At 42.3% G+C, this 18,072-nt stretch carries 17 protein-coding genes; 5 read left to right on the top strand and 12 right to left on the bottom strand.

Features of this window, described 5'->3' with window-relative positions; all coding sequences use genetic code 11:
- Positions 1-18: 18 nt before the first annotated feature.
- A complete protein-coding gene (locus KPL72_RS17070; RefSeq protein ID WP_110573191.1) occupies positions 19-882 on the bottom strand; it encodes an isocitrate lyase/PEP mutase family protein in 864 nt (287 codons plus the stop codon).
- Positions 883-1,395: 513 nt separating this feature from the next.
- Positions 1,396-3,147: a tannase/feruloyl esterase family alpha/beta hydrolase gene (locus tag KPL72_RS17065; RefSeq protein WP_219703836.1), complete on the bottom strand. Its 1,752-nt coding sequence runs from the start codon at positions 3,145-3,147 to the stop codon at positions 1,396-1,398.
- Between the two features lie 358 nt (positions 3,148-3,505).
- Between KPL72_RS17065 and KPL72_RS17060 the strand changes: the two genes are divergently transcribed.
- The 4 genes from KPL72_RS17060 to KPL72_RS17045 all read left to right on the top strand — a co-directional run bounded on the left by KPL72_RS17060 (position 3,506) and on the right by KPL72_RS17045 (position 7,554).
- Positions 3,506-4,792 carry a cation:proton antiporter gene (locus tag KPL72_RS17060; protein ID WP_212915835.1) on the top strand — a complete coding sequence of 429 codons (1,287 nt, stop codon included), beginning with the start codon at positions 3,506-3,508 and terminating at the stop codon, positions 4,790-4,792.
- Between the two features lie 225 nt (positions 4,793-5,017).
- Positions 5,018-5,884, top strand: a complete 867-nt coding sequence (locus tag KPL72_RS17055; RefSeq protein ID WP_249422313.1) for an alpha/beta fold hydrolase — start codon at positions 5,018-5,020, stop codon at positions 5,882-5,884.
- 66 nt (positions 5,885-5,950) lie between these two features.
- Entirely contained in the window at positions 5,951-6,556 is a 606-nt protein-coding gene (locus KPL72_RS17050) for an MSMEG_1061 family FMN-dependent PPOX-type flavoprotein (RefSeq protein WP_219703835.1), read from the top strand.
- 86 nt (positions 6,557-6,642) lie between these two features.
- A complete protein-coding gene (locus tag KPL72_RS17045; RefSeq protein WP_219703834.1) occupies positions 6,643-7,554 on the top strand; it encodes a homocysteine S-methyltransferase family protein in 912 nt (303 codons plus the stop codon).
- A gap of 87 nt (positions 7,555-7,641) precedes the next feature.
- Here the strand turns inward: KPL72_RS17045 and KPL72_RS17040 are convergent, their stop codons facing one another.
- The 7 genes from KPL72_RS17040 to rluF all read right to left on the bottom strand — a co-directional run bounded on the left by KPL72_RS17040 (position 7,642) and on the right by rluF (position 15,175).
- Positions 7,642-8,238: a PqiC family protein gene (locus tag KPL72_RS17040; RefSeq protein WP_249422312.1), complete on the bottom strand. Its 597-nt coding sequence runs from the start codon at positions 8,236-8,238 to the stop codon at positions 7,642-7,644.
- 14 nt (positions 8,239-8,252) lie between these two features.
- Complete coding sequence (pqiB, locus tag KPL72_RS17035; RefSeq protein WP_219703833.1) at positions 8,253-9,899, bottom strand: intermembrane transport protein PqiB; 1,647 nt, start codon at positions 9,897-9,899, stop codon at positions 8,253-8,255.
- Positions 9,896-11,167: a paraquat-inducible protein A gene (locus KPL72_RS17030; RefSeq protein WP_219703832.1), complete on the bottom strand. Its 1,272-nt coding sequence runs from the start codon at positions 11,165-11,167 to the stop codon at positions 9,896-9,898. The genes pqiB and KPL72_RS17030 overlap by 4 nt, the downstream gene beginning before the upstream one ends.
- A gap of 153 nt (positions 11,168-11,320) precedes the next feature.
- Entirely contained in the window at positions 11,321-12,163 is an 843-nt protein-coding gene (locus KPL72_RS17025; protein ID WP_219703831.1) for an LEA/WHy family protein, read from the bottom strand.
- 3 nt (positions 12,164-12,166) lie between these two features.
- A complete protein-coding gene (locus KPL72_RS17020; RefSeq protein WP_212915839.1) occupies positions 12,167-13,168 on the bottom strand; it encodes a hypothetical protein in 1,002 nt (333 codons plus the stop codon).
- Positions 13,169-13,192: 24 nt separating this feature from the next.
- Complete coding sequence (locus KPL72_RS17015) at positions 13,193-13,546, bottom strand: DMT family protein (protein ID WP_212915840.1); 354 nt, start codon at positions 13,544-13,546, stop codon at positions 13,193-13,195.
- A gap of 555 nt (positions 13,547-14,101) precedes the next feature.
- Complete coding sequence (rluF, locus tag KPL72_RS17010) at positions 14,102-15,175, bottom strand: 23S rRNA pseudouridine(2604) synthase RluF (RefSeq protein WP_219703830.1); 1,074 nt, start codon at positions 15,173-15,175, stop codon at positions 14,102-14,104.
- Between the two features lie 244 nt (positions 15,176-15,419).
- Between rluF and KPL72_RS17005 the strand changes: the two genes are divergently transcribed.
- The gene (locus tag KPL72_RS17005) at positions 15,420-15,905 is read left to right on the top strand and encodes a cytochrome b (protein ID WP_212915842.1); all 486 of its coding nucleotides are present in this window, start codon (positions 15,420-15,422) and stop codon (positions 15,903-15,905) included.
- A 28-nt stretch (positions 15,906-15,933) separates the two neighbouring features.
- On the opposite strand, the gene KPL72_RS17000 is transcribed toward KPL72_RS17005, so the two are convergent.
- The 3 genes from KPL72_RS17000 to KPL72_RS16990 all read right to left on the bottom strand — a co-directional run bounded on the left by KPL72_RS17000 (position 15,934) and on the right by KPL72_RS16990 (position 18,070).
- Positions 15,934-16,293, bottom strand: coding sequence for a ribbon-helix-helix domain-containing protein (locus KPL72_RS17000; RefSeq protein ID WP_212915843.1), 360 nt, complete (start codon positions 16,291-16,293; stop codon positions 15,934-15,936).
- A gap of 160 nt (positions 16,294-16,453) precedes the next feature.
- Positions 16,454-17,023 carry a DJ-1/PfpI family protein gene (locus KPL72_RS16995; protein WP_205115016.1) on the bottom strand — a complete coding sequence of 190 codons (570 nt, stop codon included), beginning with the start codon at positions 17,021-17,023 and terminating at the stop codon, positions 16,454-16,456.
- Between the two features lie 714 nt (positions 17,024-17,737).
- Positions 17,738-18,070, bottom strand: a complete 333-nt coding sequence (locus KPL72_RS16990) for a hypothetical protein (RefSeq protein ID WP_219703829.1) — start codon at positions 18,068-18,070, stop codon at positions 17,738-17,740.
- Between the last annotated feature and the right edge of the window lie 2 nt (positions 18,071-18,072).

The following is an 18,072-nucleotide window of genomic DNA, read 5'->3' as shown; positions in this document are numbered from 1 at the left end:
ATGAAACCCACTTCTAAATTATTCCTGGACATCCATATACTTGTTTGCCCAAACGCGGTTTTCTTCCAAAGTAGAATAACGCGTAGACAGCTCAGAAGCGTTCAGAGTGCCTTCAGCAATACCACGCTGCTCGCGCAAACAATCATATGTGGCTTTAATTGCTGCAAAATACGCTGCGTGGCCATTCACCACAATACGCACACCGTTCGCCGCTAAACGCTCACGGTCACGTAATTCTGGATTGTCATAAGCCACCAACATAATCGGAATAGAAATATGCTGGCTAATCTCTTCTAGATGAGCGAAGTCACGAATACCGACCATACAGATACCATCTACACCAACGGCTTGATAAGCTTTAACACGTGAAATGGTTTCTTCGGTCGTCAACTGGCCTGCGTTAGTACGAGCAATAATACTCATAATAGGGTCAATACGCGCTTCTAAAGCCGCTTTTAATTTACCAACCGCTTCTTCTACTGGAATCAAATCAGTAGATTTATGGCCATATTTTGCTGGCAGCAAGGTATCTTCAATCGTTAACGCTGCAACACCAGCACGCTCAAGTTCAACGATGGTACGCATCACATTCAATGCGTTACCGTAACCATGATCAGCATCAGCAATAATAGGTAAACGCGCAACACGACCGATTCGAGTCGCTTGTTCAGTAAACTCACTTAAAGTAATCAAAGCAAAATCTGGTGCAGCCAATACCTGTAAAGATGCAACAGAGCCACCTAAAATCCCTACTTCAAAGCCAAGATCTGCAGCGATACGAGCCGACATAGGATCAAATGTAGAAGCCGTGTAATAGCACTTGCCACTTGCTAATAATGCTCGAAAATCATTACGCAAATCATGCTGGGAAGGTGTTGCCATAAATATACTCCTAAAAGATGTCACTAAATTTCATAAAGAGACCTTTTCACAATGTCACGCACGAAGCCAAAACGAGGCAAAAATAAACGAGAAAGCGGACACTTACATGAATGTAAGTGATATGGCGTCGCAGGACGCAAAAGCCATACTCAATAGGGTATAAATGAGTAATTCGAGTTTGTTTTTTACTAAGTATTGACGAGCAAAGTAGCCGCGCAAAGGTCTCACATAGTGTAAATGCCGCAGATTATACTCCCGTTACACCTTTGCTTCATCTGTAACAAACCGATTGGTTAGGTTTTGTAAGTAAATTACGACCAAAAAAGCAAAAATACTTCAGGAAATGAAAGGGATTTACAAACTATGAAAAAATCAGGGATGTTATTGTCATCCATTAATAACAGTACATGGCGCATTGAAGAGAGGCTTTAGATACAGAAAGGCTTGCCTATTTTCACAAGCAAGCCTTTCTGTATCTAAAAAGAATGCATCACATGATGCATAAAAAACACTTTACATGCTTTGGGGAGCTTTACAGGCAAAACTTTGCGCTCTTTCTACATCGCCTTTGCCATCGTAAGTTGCCACACTAGGATAAGGACAAAGAGGTCGAGTACGATTAGCACTCCAAGAAGCTGGCAACTCGTCATTTACACCACCAGGATTTCCTTCGCCACGAGCCGTAGCAATTACCTGTTTAGGCTTCTGTCCTTTTTCTACCCAAGCTACTAACGGTGTTAACATATCAAATTGGTCTGTGGCTTGACCGCCACGACAATGCCCCATACCAGGAACAGGATAAAACTGAGCAAAATCGTTTGCATGACCGTTATTTTCAGCGTCTAACGCTTGATACCAAGCTTCAGTATCCTGCACAGAAAAAATCGCATCAGACACGCCATGGTACACCATAATTTTTCCTCCGTTATCACGTAAGGTGGACATGTTTTGTGGTGTAGGCTGCGCCATAAATGACATAGCAGACTCTTTATAAACGCCCGATACGGCATTCACTTTTGCCACTAAATCATCAATATTAGCTTTCCAAACAAAGTCAGCACCATCGAAATTGCGAATACTGTAATCTTTAAGTTCAACTGGTGGTGTATTAAAAATCATCGCTACCGCACCAGAGTCTCGCTCAATCGGTGCCGAATATTCCCACATCATCTGATCACTGTTATTTATGCCTGCGTCATAAGGAAAAGAGGAATAAAAACGCTTTCCATTGCTCGTAGTTACACCTTTAAAAATACTATCTATTGCATTTTTCTGCGGCTGAGTAAGGCAGCTACCGTCACGCTCAGCCTTACAGGTTGCGACATCGGTTTGAATACTAAAAGCCGTCTGACAAGACTTAAAATCTTGAATCATGTCATCTTTCACGCCATCAAGAGCATCACATTTTGCCAATATAGCCTTCGAAACGGTTGTTCGTTCAGCAAGAGTAAAAGCCGTTTTCAAGTCCTTTTTATCTGTATCAGGAACAGAAGCATAGACTTGAGCGCCAGCAATACTTGCCACTGCCGCAAGCGGTAAACGATAACCTGGTGCACCAACTAAAAATCCGTCGTAGTCATTAGCGTATCGAGTCGCAGCTACCATCGCATGGCGACCACCATTGGAACAGCCTGCAAAATAACTACGATCAGGACCTTTGCCATAGACTTGATGAATAACTGTTTTCGCCATTGGCGTTAACTTAGCAACAGCTTGATAACCATAATCAAGTCTCGCTTGTGGGTCATAAGCAAAGGTCGGAATACTCTTATCGTGACCAGCATCTGAGCTAATCACAGCAAAACCCTGTAATAGTGCACCAGTTAATGGACCACCGCCCATTGCGCCTTCAGCCGTTCTCACTGCGCCATCTAAACCACCATTTGCTTGATAAAGAAAACGTCCGTTCCACTTTTTAGGTAAGCGCATCTCAAAACCTATGGCATAAGACTTACCGTCGACATCGCCAATACGCTCATGCATTTTTCCTTTAACTAAACAATGCTCCTCAACATCACTGTTTCCTAACTTTAACGTCCCTTTCGCCACAGTTTCAACAGAATTTATTACTGTATTACTAGCCGTTAAAAGAGATGAAAGCCCTTCACAGCTCGTCGCAAGAACAGAGCTTTTTGCTTCACTTAACTGTGGAATAGCCGAAGAATTCGCCGCACTTGTGATACCGCTGTAAGCAACAAAGCTACTAATAGCTACGGCAAGTAAGCTGGGTTTGTATAAGTTTGATTTGTATAAAGACTGAGACATGTAAGCTTCCTTATTTTTCTTTTTATTAATTGTTTTGCTATTTAATTGTTCTCCATAACAACAGAATAGAAGAGATATACACAAAAGAAGAATAATTTTTTTGCTCGTACTATTCGAAAAATGCACAACCGAATTTGAGTTTCGTTGTAATTTTCCTACATAAGAAGCGAAATATCGTCCAAAAATGATGCTTTTTGAAATAAAACTTCCTGTTTTATAAAAAAACACCCACTTCAGGACTACTTTTTGTACAGCGAAACAGTGACAGAGGCAAATTCTAGGGATAACATACTGCCCCTGCATCCCCCATGCACCCTTTTATGACTCTCACTCTTACTGATAATGTTAAGGTTCTCGAATGAACGCTTGGTATCTCATCTGTTTTCTATCGGCACTAGCGGTTTTCATCGCTTTTACCAACCAATACATACTAAAAATGCAAACTACGATCGCCATTACTACAGGCTCTGTCGTAATTTCATTACTACTGATTCTTGCAGTAAAAATGCTTGGTGATGAAACCGCGGTTTTCATTACTCAGGTCGTTTCTGGCATAGACTTTAATCAACTTCTACTAAAAGGCATGCTAGGCTTTTTGTTATTTGCCGGGGCTTTAGAAATCGACCTTGCAGCATTAAGAAGACAGCGTTGGGAAATCACCATTCTGGTATTATTTTCCACACTCGCTTCGACTTTTATAGTTGGCTATTTAAGTTACTACATATTTGCTCTTCTCAACTTCCCAATACCTTTTATCTACTGTTTACTATTCGGTGCTTTGATAAGCCCAACTGACCCGATTGCAGTATTGGCCATCATCAAACAAATGAATGCGCCACAAGGCATTTCGATTCAAGTAGAAGGTGAATCCTTGTTTAACGATGGCGTTGGTTTGGTTATTTTCACCACCATCTTTGCGGTCGCATTTTATGGTACTGAAGCCAACTTCCAAGACGTCGCTGAGCTATTTTTAGTCGACGCGATTGGTGGCATTGTATTTGGTCTTGTTATCGCTCTGGTTGGTCACTTTGTTATTATCAATTGCAAAGATATCAATACACGCCTGCTAGTTACTCTAACCATTCCTTCCGCTGGCTTTGCCTTGGCTAATATTTGGGAGATTTCCGGTGCACTTGCGATGGTGACAAGTGGCATTCTTCTTGGCAACATCACACGGGCAAAAGCGTCTAAGAAGAGCGGTCCAGATGGCACTCGCTACGTGAAAGACTTTTGGCATGCGACAGACAGCTTCTTAAACGCTCTGCTTTTCCTAATCATAGGTATGTTGATCGTTACCATGCCTTTAACCTGGGAAATAATAGGTGTAGGTTTAGTCATGGTGCCTGTTGTGCTACTGGCTCGTTTTATCAGTGTTGGCAGCCCATATTTGATTTTCAAACGCTACCGCGAGTACGATAAACACTCTGTAAAGATCTTGACTTGGGGTGGTTTGCGCGGCGGATTGGCTCTTGCCATGGCCGCAGCGATTCCAACCAATAAAATGATGATTGAAGGGTTAGATTTACACGACATCATCGTCATTATTACTTATGTTGTGGTTATCTTCTCCATCATTGTACAAGGCCTCACTATTTCGCCTCTGATTCAGAAAAGCATTGAAGCAGCAAAAAACAAAGCGAAATAACGACAAGCTCATCCTTTTGATAAGAGTCTTTTATAGTGTAACTATCGAAAGACTCATTATTCGAACTTAAAACGCCAACAATTTTTGTTGGCGTTTTTGTTATTTCACTTTAATAAACCTTGCTATAGATCATTAAACGTATCACACAGGTATTATAAAATGGCGTTATACCTATGATAGAACACATAGCTAACACAAAAGCTCCGATTAAGAAGAAGGGAAATCATGATGTTTAAGACACAACACGGAAAGTACGAGTCCAATAACATTATGCAACGCAATAACGTCAAGCTGTCAGGCAAAGGTGAACAAACTATTATTTTAGCCCATGGCTTTGGTTGTAACCAAAATATGTGGCGCTTCATGCTGCCTTTTCTTGAAAAAGAGTATCAAGTTCTACTGTTTGATTATGTTGGTAGTGGCAGCTCAGACTTCTCAGCGTATGAGGAAAATCGCTACCAGCACTTAGAAGGTTATGCGTTAGATATCATTGAAATATGCGACGCTTTAGAGCTAAGAGACACTATTTTTGTCGGTCATTCAGTAAGCAGCACGATTGGATGGCTTGCCGCCAAACAACGTCCTGATCTATTCTCTAAGATAATCGCTATTTGCCCCTCACCTTGTTTTTTAAACTTAGACGAAGATTACCAAGGTGGTTCTGAGAAACAAAACCTAGAAGAGCTTATTCAGTTGATGGATAAAGACTATATCGGCTGGGGCAACTACCTAGCGCCCATGGTGATGGGAAGCGACTTATCGCCTATTGGCCCAGGAATGTCAGAAAGTGACACATTAGTACATGAATTACTGAGCAGCTTTTGCGCTACCGATGTGACCTATTCCAAGCCCTTCGCTGAAGCAACTTTCTTCTCCGATTATCGAGAATTGCTTCCTCAAATATCTCACCCATGCTTAATATTACAAAGCTCAAACGATGCATTAGTTGCTGTAAGTGTCGGTAAATATACGCAAAGTAGATTACAGAATGCCAAGCTAGACATCATCGAAGGTAATGGGCATTGTTTGCACATGACTCACCCAATGCATGTTCTCGATTCCATGCAGGCATTTTTAAAGTATACTGAATAACCGTCTACCGAACCCAACACTCTCGGCTTACGAAAAAATATGCGTTAAAAAGATAAGGACATTTTTATGTACATAAAATCGGAAGAGGAACTAAGAGAAGTATTTGATTTTCCCAAAGGCCGAGCAAAAGACAAGCAGCTAACAAAATTAGAAAAGCATTCAATCGCATTTATCAACCTATCGCCATTTTTTACTCTCGCCAGTTACAACACTGAAGGCCGTACAGATTGTTCTCTTCGTGGAGGCCAGCCTGGCTTTGTAAAAATCATCAATGAGAGATGTATCGTTATTCCTGAGTCAAAAGGTAACAATCGTTTAGATAGCTTAGTGAATTTAGTAGAGACTAAAAATATTGGCTGTCTTTTCCTGATTCCGGGCGTTGATGAAAGCTTACGTATTAATGGCACCGCTCGCATCAGTACCGCGGCAAACTATTTGGCACTTTTTGCAGAAGAAGCCAACCCTCCGAAAGCCTGCATTGAAGTACAAGTCACCGAAGTTTTTCTACATTGTGCGAAAGCTTTAATGCGATCTAAACTTTGGTCCAGTGAGTCAACAATCGAACGCTCTTCTCTACCCACTATGGGCGTCATGATCAATGATCAACTGGCGATTACAGGTGAGCCTGAAACACAAGAAGATATGCTTAAACGTTATACAAAAGATCTCTAGTTTCACGTGGATAATTTGCGTGACCATTGAATACTTTAAAAATCTGTCTAAAATCGCGCATACACCAAAACACTATAGGACATTATATGACTTCATTCACCATTCTTGATGGCGGCATGGGCCGAGAACTTGAACGCCGCGGCGCACCTTTTAAACAGCCAGAATGGTCTGCATTAGCCATGATGGAAGCGCCAAGCATTGTGAAGGAAGTACACCAGTCTTACATTGCAAACGGCTCTCGCGTCATCACTACAAATAGCTATGCCCTAGTACCTTTTCACATAGGTGAAGACGTCTTTAAAGAACAAGGCCGCGCACTTGCTACACTTTCAGGAAAAGTCGCTCGTGAGGCTGCTGATGAAAGCCAAACAGACACCAAAGTAGCAGGCTCTCTTGCTCCTTTGTTTGGTTCATACCGAGCGGATCTGTATCAAGCCAATCGAGTTGAAGAACTCGCAGTGCCGCTAATTGAATCACTAAACCCATACGTGGATCTTTGGTTATCCGAAACACAAAGCTTAATTGACGAAGTCACTCGCGTAAAAGCCCTTGTCGATAAAATTGATACCGATCAAAAACCTTTCTGGGTCTCTTTTACGCTTGAAGATTCAGAGCCAACGACCGAACCTTTGCTACGTTCTGGCGAAACTGTTGTCGAAGCCGTAAAAGCCATGCAAGCCATCGGCGTCAATGCCATTTTATTTAATTGCAGCCAGCCTGAAATTATCGGAGAAGCGATTCGAGTGACTCAAACAGTATTGTCTTCTTTGAACGCTAGCAGCATCCAAGTGGGAGCTTACGCCAATGCTTTTCCACCACAACCTAAAAATGCTACGGCAAATGATGGTTTAGATGAATTGCGCGCTGATCTAACACCACCAGCCTACCTAACTTGGGTTAAGCAATGGGTTGCAGACGGTGCAACCTTGATTGGCGGTTGTTGCGGAATTGGACCTGAACACATTGCCGCCATGAACGAGTTCAATAAAACGAACTAGAAAGTATCCTTAATTACACTAATAAAAAGGGACAGCGAATTGATTCGTTGTCCCTTTTTATTACAATTTTTTGAATGACTTTTAGTTTTAAAACGAAAGCGCTATTTCTTTTGCCATCGGATCAATTACCTTATTAAACCAACTAGCAGACAGAGTTTGCACCATGGTTGAGTATCCATCCGATTTCAATTCACTTTTGACGTCAAAAGTGCTCGAAGCGGCCAACTCTCCCGTTGCTGAAATCACTTGCCAACGCCCAGAGATATGCACCATACCTTCCAAGTCAGCATAAAAGTCGTCCACTTCGATATTTAACAAAGCAATCGCATAAGAAGGCAACCGCTGCCCACCAAACCAGGTAATATTAGGCAAGGTTTTTTCCAATCGCTGCTGTGTTAAACGAGTCAACTGAGGAGACAAAGACTCTGCCCACAAGTTACTCTGCGATCGATGAACCTCCCCTTCTTTCGTCACTAGCACAATCTCGTTACCCGCCAGATAGTTAGCAACGACAATTGGCATAAGCTGAACCGCCATTTTTTTACTCAGCTGAGCTTGGACATTTTTCAGCCCTGTATCCATCAATAAATATTCATTGCTAGGTGGCGTTGGTGTAGCGCAACCCGCCATCATCCAACTTATCAAAGCAAGAAAAAACACACGCCCATAAATCATCATATTCATTTTATTCCTTTGAACTATTTCGCCGCTTTCGGCTCAACATCTGCTCGCGGTTTACTATCAAAAATTAAGGTGTTTGGGTTCTCTCTTAACTGTCTTAGTAAGGGCTGTAGTTCATTTAATGCACGTCCTAACGACACCATATTCTCTCTTAATGGGCGACCTATTTGACCATCTGCTTGATAGGTTTCCAGCGTTAAATTCAACTCATTAATGGTAGCGGCCAAATCAGCGGGAAGTTGCTGTGTTTCAGATTTATCCACGAGCTGTTTTACGCTTTTACTAAGCTCTTGCAATTGATGCAATGTCTCATTGGCTTGCCCCATAGTTTGACCTAGCTGCTCAAACGTACTGCTCAATGGTACCTGCGACAAATTATCCAAAATGGTAACCACTTTTGTTTCAATATTGCCAAAGGCATCAGGTGCCGTCGGAAATATTTTGTAACCCGCAAACTCTTTCAGCTTTATCGGTGGTGGATTCTTCATAAAATCAATATTAATGACTTTAGCGCCATTTAAATAGTTGCCTATTTTTAAAGAAGCCCGAACGCCTTTGTTTATTCGATCCTCAATTAATTCATTCCACTTCTGTAATGACATCGCACCGGAAGTATCTAAAGAATTCAATCGTTGCGGCTCAATTCGGGCACGCACAGGGATCAAAGGGGTATCAAGAGACGTCAAAGAATCCATTGGAATACCATTAAAAGGCACATCCAAAACGGTACCAATTCGTACTCCACGGAACTCAACGGCTGCACCAGGTGTTAGACCACTGATATTGCTCTCAAACAAAAAGACATAATTGATAAATTCACTGAACATGTTGTTGGCAGCACTTTCTTTAGAGCCATATAAACGAAATGCGGCCATATCTTTAACAGGATGTCCAGCTGTTCGCCCTGGGGGCAAACCAAAGGAAATACCACCTGCTAAAAATGTCTCCAATGAATCGAGACGAACTTCAAAACCACTAGCGGAACTCTTAAATGACAGACCAGGAGTCATCCAAAACTGTACATCACTGTTTATCAAAGCATCATAAGGCGAACGAATCACAACACGATAAGTAATAGCGCCTTTTTCTGTGTCAAAGCCGACTTTTTCAACATAACCGACTTCATAACCACGAAAATGCACCAAAGCACCGACGTCTAATTTAGAACCTTCTGTGCTGGATAAAACAAGGCGGACGCCTTCATTTTCAGTAGAAAGTGGAGGCTGGCTTAGGAGTGTGAAATCCGTTTTCAGATGTCCTTTTACACCTGGCGTCATATCAATATAGGCACCGGACAATAGAGTTCCAAGCCCACTAACTCCCTCTTTGCCAATTCGAGGCTTGACCACCCAAAACCTTGCGTCATCACGTAACATCTGTTCTGTGCCGTGATTCATACGAACTTTGATAATCGCGTTTTCATAGTCTTCACTCAAACGGATATCAATTACTCTGCCCACATCTACGTTGCGAGATTTAAGTTTTGTCTTACCAATTTCTAATCCTTCCGCATTAGAAGCCAATAAAGTAATGACTGGACCTTGGCTTGACCAATTTTGATAGAGCATCCAACCGGCAACCAAAAGCGCAATTAAAGGCACGAGCCAGATAGAATTAAATCGGACTTGTCGCATACTTTCCACTTGCTTGTTCGGGTCACTCACTCTTTTCTCCTTGCTAAAGAAGAGGCACTAAGTGCGTCGTCTTTATCCCATAATAATCTTGGATCAAATGTCATTGCCGCCAACATAGTTAAAACAATAACGGCCGTAAAAGACAACACCGCAGGGCCTGGCAAAATAGACATGAAATTTCCCATTTGAACTAAACTGGTCAAAATAGCCACCACAAATACATCGATCATCGACCAACGTCCTACCAATTCAGTAATACGATACAGCTTCATTTTCTGCTCTGTTTGCTTACCACTTGGGGAATAGCTTTGCCAACATAACCAGCTTAGTGCGAATACTTTAGCGAGAGGAATCACAACACTCGCAAACAATATGATCAAGGCAACAGGATAAGATCCTAACGACCAAAGTAATAACACGCCTCCCATAATAGTCGAGGGCTCAGTACTACCCAAAAATGTGGTTTGCATGATCGGAAAAACATTCGCGGGTATATACATCACTACAGAAGCAATCAACAAAGCAACTGTCATGCTGATACTTTTCGGCCGGCGGCTATCAACAGAATGACCACAACGGTCACAGTGCTTCGCACCGCCAAGCAAAGTAGCACCGCAAAAATGGCAACCAATTAACCCTTGCTGCTTAGCTGTCGCGTTCATCACAGAATGATCGGCCGACTTACCTGCCACTCGATTCCAAAACCAGCGTTTATCGACCAAAATAACGGTTTTTGACAACAGTAATACATAACCGCAAAATGCCCAAAAAGACAGTTCTAATGAAATATCAGCTAAGCTGCTCATCTTAACCAATGCCACCAAGACGCCAACTAAGAAAACATCCACCATCAACCAAGGCTGAATAACCACAATCCAACGAATACAATAACGCTGGGCAGAACGCAGTACATCTTTATGTTGAAAAGACCAGACTAGAAATAAAACCGAAAACAAATAAACAAGTGGAAAAACAAATAAAGCCAAGCTAATAATAATGCCCAGCACAAGATAACCATGACTGAGTAAAACACTCAGCGTATTAAACAAAGTTACGCCACGCTCAATACCGTTGGTCGAAAAGCCAAGAAAAGGAAAACTCATCGCCAGCGCCAGCATCAGCAAGGCTGACAAACCTGCGCCCATAATTCTTGCTGAAGCATGTTTATGAACGCTGACCAAAACGTGATCACAATGTTGGCATCGAAAACGTTCACCACTTTGTAGTGGCGGAATACTGTTAACAAAATCGCACTCTTCACAAGTCGTTATATTCTCGTGAAACACGTAATGACTCATATCAAAACCACGACTTAATAAAAAACCCCAATAAATACGCCCAAAAAACCATCAAACAAGAGAAACGGTCTTACAAGAAAACCTATCTAACACGAGGACACAGACAAGAATCAAGCTATCTAAGATATGCCATTAAGTTACACCTATCCACTTTTAACGACTCAACATTTGCTGAGTCTCAAACGATAACGGAGTAGATTTCCAACCACTGATATTCGTATCCACATCTGCAGCTATGCTCAAATCGACCGCAACTGGTGCAGAACTTGTCAAAAGGCGATACAAACTGGCGCCCATATCCCCCATAGCAATCGAAAGCGGTATTGAAATATGCTGTGTTTTACCTTCTGACAAATCGATATTCAGTATCTTACCTTCACCCAGAGACTTACCCTCAGTTTTAACTTGATAGCGTACATCACTCAAATTTACATCAAAACGATTCGGGTTGGTGACCTCCAAATCGACACTAAGCTTAACACCACTTAACCCGATAGAAGCCACATTCAAGTTTTTAAACACAACGTCTGGCTTCTTAGGAACAGGCAACACACCTGCAAAATCAACCGGCATATTGAAATCACCTAATACAGGCAAATTGATTGCGACACTACCTTCAACCGCATAATTCAATTCTGTTTTATCTGCTAACCCACCTACGCTTTTCATGACTTGATCAAACGTCAAAGTCACAGGCAAACGGATACTGTTACTACCTTTTGCAGGCAAGGATAACTTGGCATCTGGCTGATTTACCCGCGCTATATTATGTTCATTGACCAACAAATCCAGATCAAATCCTGCTGTTTTAAGGGCAAACGCATTGGGGTTTGTTACTTTAACATCCACCAATAAAGTCACCGCTTCGGTCGATAGACTTTCGATCGAAACACCTGTTACCGATGCCGTAGGTTTATGAACATCCATAGTCTTCTGCAACGCACTACAACCCGACAAAAGCACGATTAGTGCCATACCTATAAAACGAAAAAACATACCCTATACCTTTTTAATAACAGGAAGATACCCTTGTATACGTTCAGGTAACCTTTGTACAAAGACGGATCGAACTGTATGCCAATAAATAGATAACAATAGCAAAGAGGCCCCCATCACAATTCCTGTAATCGCAAAGCTATAACCAACACCACCGTAATTTTCAACCAGACTCGTCAACGCGTAAATCACATACACCAACGACGACACCATAAAGGCACGACGATCTATCGAGATAGACACCATCGTCATCAATAAATACAGGAGAACAATCAATAACATATTACCCAAGCTTTCATTACCATCCAGCACCCCAAGGCTTGAAAAAATAGGATGGATAATCAAAGGCGCTGACAACAAATGCAGCCAAAATGCCACATCCGACTTACGTGTTGTACGGCTCGTATCGCCCGCATCCCAATACATAGCAAAGGTAAATGCCACACACCCGCACATAAACAAGGTCACCATAATAAGCCCTGCACTATCAGGAAAAACACTCAGCACAGTAGAGCCTAATAACGCCAACCCAGTTCCTGTTCCAACAGCAACGGTAATAGGTACACTAAAGCGACGCCAATGAAAATAGGCAGCCAGTGTTGAAAGCGCTGTTGCAAAAATCACCGCATAACTAGACTCTGCACCAAATAGAGAACTAGCTAAGCCAAAAACGCCACCAACAAATGCCAGCAATAACATAATGGCTGGCAACGCCATTTTTCGTCGCTTCACAAAGATTTCAGCCAGCCCCCAAGACAGGGTAGCAAACACAAAATATCCCAAGCTGTCGTTAATCGACATCAGCACCCAAAGCGATGAAAACAACAATAAAGCGCAAGCAATCACGATAAAAATATCGTTAAAACCGCCAACTAAACGAAAGTTTTCTTCATCCACCGCTGAAGAGTCATTTGATAATGACATAAGATGGCGAAATTCCTCCACCGACGTGGCAGAAAAGACACCCTTCTTGACTGCTAAATTTAAATCTTCGTCTGTGTACATAACCATCCTTAAATACAATTTCTACTACACGCTAAACTTACTGCGAAATGCAAAATAAACGGCACCAACTAAACATAAGCCAGCCCAAAGGTAATCGAGCTTTAATGGCTCTTTTAAGTAATAAACTGAAAACGGTACAAAAATCATCAGGGTTATCACTTCCTGCATAATTTTTAACTGCCCAACATTCAGCGCAGTATAGCCAATACGATTGGCTGGAACCTGCAACAAATATTCAAACAAAGCGATCCCCCAACTAATCAGAGCCGCAATAATCCATGGCTTATTGTTCAACTCTTTCAAATGCGCATACCAAGCAAAGGTCATAAAAATATTGCTACAAATAAGCAGGGAAACACTCAACGCAATAGGGTTCATACTCTGTTCTCAACAACATACACGAAAGTAAAAAAGATAAACGCTAAACAACAGAAAAAGCCATACATCTTTGCCCGTTTGTCGCTCATTATAAACAAAATAAAAACGACTGCTTCAAACTTACAATAGCTCCTCAATAATAACTTTTTTGAACACCAAGCAAGCAAAATGGAGCGACAAAAAAAATACTATTTTCGTCTCAAGTATCCCTTTACTTGCTCTGCAATAAGCACATACTCAAGTGGCTGAAAAACAACTTTCACGGCGTCTACAGCCGTGTGCAGCAACAGTCCTTACGTTGGTGAGAACCAACAAAGGTTATGCAGTGATGACTAATGGTGAATATCATGAGCAAGGGTCAAAACAGTAAAAAAGAGACAAAAAAGAAACCGCTTTTAACGGCAAAAGAAAAGAAAGCAGCGAAGGTGACCAAAAAATCTCCAACCAATGTATTAGGTAATTAATCCCTCCAGCTAGCCACCATAATATCATGGTGGCGTTAAATTCGAGTCATCTAAGCCCTAATATTATTAGGGCTTTTTTTATTACCAATCACTATGGACGCGAGGACTTTTGCGAGCCTCTGCCCGCTGATGGACGCTTACCATTGGCAGAAGGTTTACCACTACCTTTTGGCGATCCACCCGATTTGCCATTTGGTCGTTTACCACCACCAGCGCCGTTGCCCGCAGGCTTCTTACCATCACCAAAAGGTCGACGATCCTTTCCCTTCGAACCAGCAGGTTTTCTAGAATCATCTTTAGGGTGTTTGGTATTTCCTTTTGTCGCTCCCGTTGGTTTAGACGGCGCTTTTGGTTTTGAGGATGTTCTCGGTTTTGAAGCACCATCACTACGAGTGTTTTTTCGCGTCGCATTACGAGATTTCTTCGCTGGCGCACTGGCTTCTGAAGAAGAATCTTCAATAGACTTAAGCAACACAGACAATTCTTTCTGTGTTAAATCTCGCCACTCACCAACAGGAATGCCTTTTAGGCTCACGTTCATAATCCGCGTACGTTCAAGCTTCATGACTTCATAGCCAAAATGCTCGCACATACGGCGAATCTGACGATTCAAACCTTGTACTAACGTGATGTTAAACACATTGGGCGCAACCTTAGTAACTGGGCACTTCTTCGTCATCGTCCCCAAAATCGGCACACCGCCCGCCAAACCCGCAATAAAATCATCCGTAATGGGCTTATTCACCGTCACCAAATACTCTTTCTCGTGATTATTGCCCGCCCGCAAGACCTTATTAACCAGATCGCCATTGTTGGTCAAAAAGATCAAACCCTGAGAGTCTTTGTCCAAACGACCAATAGGAAAAATACGTACCCCATGACTAACAAAATCAACAATGTTATTTTTCTCGGAGCTCTCTGTTGTACTCACAATACCAACTGGCTTGTTTAACACGATAAAAACAAAATCATCTGCGTCTTGTGGCTCAATAATCTGCCCGTTCACTCTCACCGTATCACCGGCAACCACTTGATCACCCACCGAAGCGCGCTTGCCATTGATGAACACATTACCTTGTTCAATAAAGCGGTCAGCGTCTCTTCGAGAGCAGATACCGCTTTCGCTGATGTATTTATTTAAACGAGTAGATGAAGCGTTAAACATAAAGTGCCGTTTTACCTAATAAAAAGCTTTTCTTGCTGAGAAAAAGCCTAAACTGAATGAATCGTCAACAACGAGATGGCGCTCATTATATAGGAAACGCCGCGTGCATTTTAGGAGAGATAGCCAGAAAACCAGAAATATATCCATAATCGTATAACTGTTAAGAAAGTCTTAATCTTGCTTCGCTAGAATTGATTGGTAAAAGCAGCGCCACCACCTCAATCGGTTATCTATGGAGATTTAAATGCAAAACCAAGAACGATCCTACAACACAGCCCAAATCGTATTACATTGGGCTATTGCGGCTTTGATTATTTTCAATTATTTCGTCAGCGATGGAATGGGACGCGCTTTTCGCCAACACCTAGACGACAGCAACACAGGCTACAACTTAGTGGCATCACTACACGTATATGTTGGCTTGGCTGTTATTGCTTTGGTTGTACTACGTATCATCGTACGCTTGATGTCTAAAAAAACTAAAACAGCCTCAGCAAGCTTACTTGATCGAGTCTCTCGCATCGTCCATGAATTCTTATATCTACTAATGTTCTTAGTGCCCGTTTTTGGCGCGACAGCTTGGTACATAGGCATTCACATCATGGGAGATGTACACGAAATCGCCATGAATATCATGATGTCGATGGTGTTACTGCATGCCGCAGCAGCTTTGTTCCATCAATACGTATTAAAAGACGGAACACTACTAAAAATGCTGGGACAGAAATAGCGACCAATAAATGGTTACTGATAAAGGATCACTGATGCGTCTCTAGATAGCATTTCTCCTGTTCAAGAATACGATCTGTATTAAGAGACGCGATGCTCACTTCATGGGAATGCGGCAACATCCCAATGGTTTGCAGATGCAAATAGCGCATCGCACAAACTCGTAAAAAAGACGTGAAATTATCCAAGTTATGACCGGCATCCAAGGCTTCATGATTGAGCTTGGCGATCATCTGCGACAGAGACAACTTGTCTCTTTGAGCTATCTCTTCCAGAGTAAACCAAAAGAAACTTTCTAATCGAATACTGGTGACCATGCCATCAATACGCAAAGAACGAGTGACATTTTCCCATAGGCTAGGATCTGAATTCACAAAGAGCTTACACATTGTATTTTCCCTACTAAATGACTTTTTTTATTATTGGAATGAAATGACTCAATGCAAACAGTCTAGCCGAAGATGCGAAAAAATAGTCGGACGAATTTAACTTTTACTGTCTCATGACAAAATCAAATTCGCCCTAATAGACTCATCAACTCTCAGCTTGTTATTTATCTAGCAAAACATAAAACTGAGCAAGCCAAGCTGGATGAGCTGGCCATGCTGGTGCTGTAACCAAATTACCGTCCGTCACCGCTTGATCCACGGGAATATCCATAAATTCCCCTTTCGCAAGCTCCACTTCGGGCTGACACGCAGGATAAGCAGAACACTTCCTGCCTTCCAACACACCAGCAGCCGCAAGCAACTGCGCGCCATGGCACACCGCCGCCACCGGCTTATTGCTATCAAAGAAATGCTTAACCATAGCAACCACGGCTTTATTCAAACGAAGATACTCAGGCGCTCGACCACCTGGAATCACCAAAGCATCGTAATCTTCAACCTTGATATCAGCAAAGGTCGCATTCAACGCAAAACGGTGCCCCGGCTTTTCCGTATAGGTTTGATCACCTTCAAAATCATGAATCGCCGTCGCCACCGTATCGCCAGACTTCTTATCTGGACACACAGCATGCACCGTATGACCGACACTCATCAACGCCTGAAACGGCACCATCGTTTCGTAATCTTCCGTAAAATCACCCGTGATCATTAAGATTTTTTTATTCGACATGACACCTTCTCCTGTTTTAGTTAAAGCGTCCTATGTTGTAACAGCTAGAGAAAGAGAAAAGGTATTAAGGGGTTATTACATTCAGTCCTACCCTTTTGGGAACCAAAGAACGTAGGTCTGATGAGACGAGGAACGAGGCGTAATCTGACGCTGAAAGCGAAGCTTTCATTTTGTAAGTCGCGCCTTTATTCCGCTCTGTTGAACGGGGCTAAGGTCCCTTCCCCTTTTGTTTCCAAGGGGAAGGCGGAGGATGGGGTTGTTCTTTGGCTCTTCAGGTATATTTGTTTCTTCTCAATGACTTTGTATTCCCGACCTTTATTCCGCTCTGCTGAGCGGGTAACTTTTGCCAAACGACGCAAAAGTAACCAAAAGGTCTCTTTGTCGGGCTTTCGCCCAAACGTCTAATTTGCTTTGTTTCAGGATACGTTTAGCAAGACGATTTATATCATAAGGCATGGATTGTTTATTTGGTGGGAGATAGACCGTCAAACAATGACTCTGAAACTCCATAAAGTCGCGCAATCGGGATTGCGTCGAAGGGACAGCTTTGGAAACCCGATGCTGGAAAACCAAAGAACGTAGGTCTGATTAGACGAGGAACGAGGCGTGATCTGACGCTGAAAGCGAAGCTTTCATTTTGTAAGTCGCGCCTTTAGGCCGACACAGAACGAAGCGAGCTGCCCGTTTTTGCTGAGGTAAGGCTGCCTAATCCTCTTACGCTGAACCATAGCTTGCTGCCATAGAATGCATTGAAGCAAACGATAAATACATAATTGCATGAGTGACAACTAGACCGACAGCCCAAACTTTGGATTGCGTGGTACCACGAATAAATAACACTAAAGAGACAACCACCGAAACAAGTGATAACAGAATAAACACCGCTCCAAGCAAAAGCTCAATGATGTCTGATATCCCGTAGGGTTCATCTGGAGCGATATACATGTCCGCATATATGAAAGCACGAAAATAAAGCATGTATAAAAACAACACTATAGAAAGCACCGCTAATACAACTACCACTTTACTTCCTTTAGTAAGATTCATAA

This window comes from Marinomonas lutimaris (assembly GCF_019426345.1).
GTDB lineage: Bacteria > Pseudomonadota > Gammaproteobacteria > Pseudomonadales > Marinomonadaceae > Marinomonas > Marinomonas lutimaris.
Note: the sequence above shows the minus strand (reverse complement) of the source record. Positions and strands in the feature narration are given on the sequence as shown.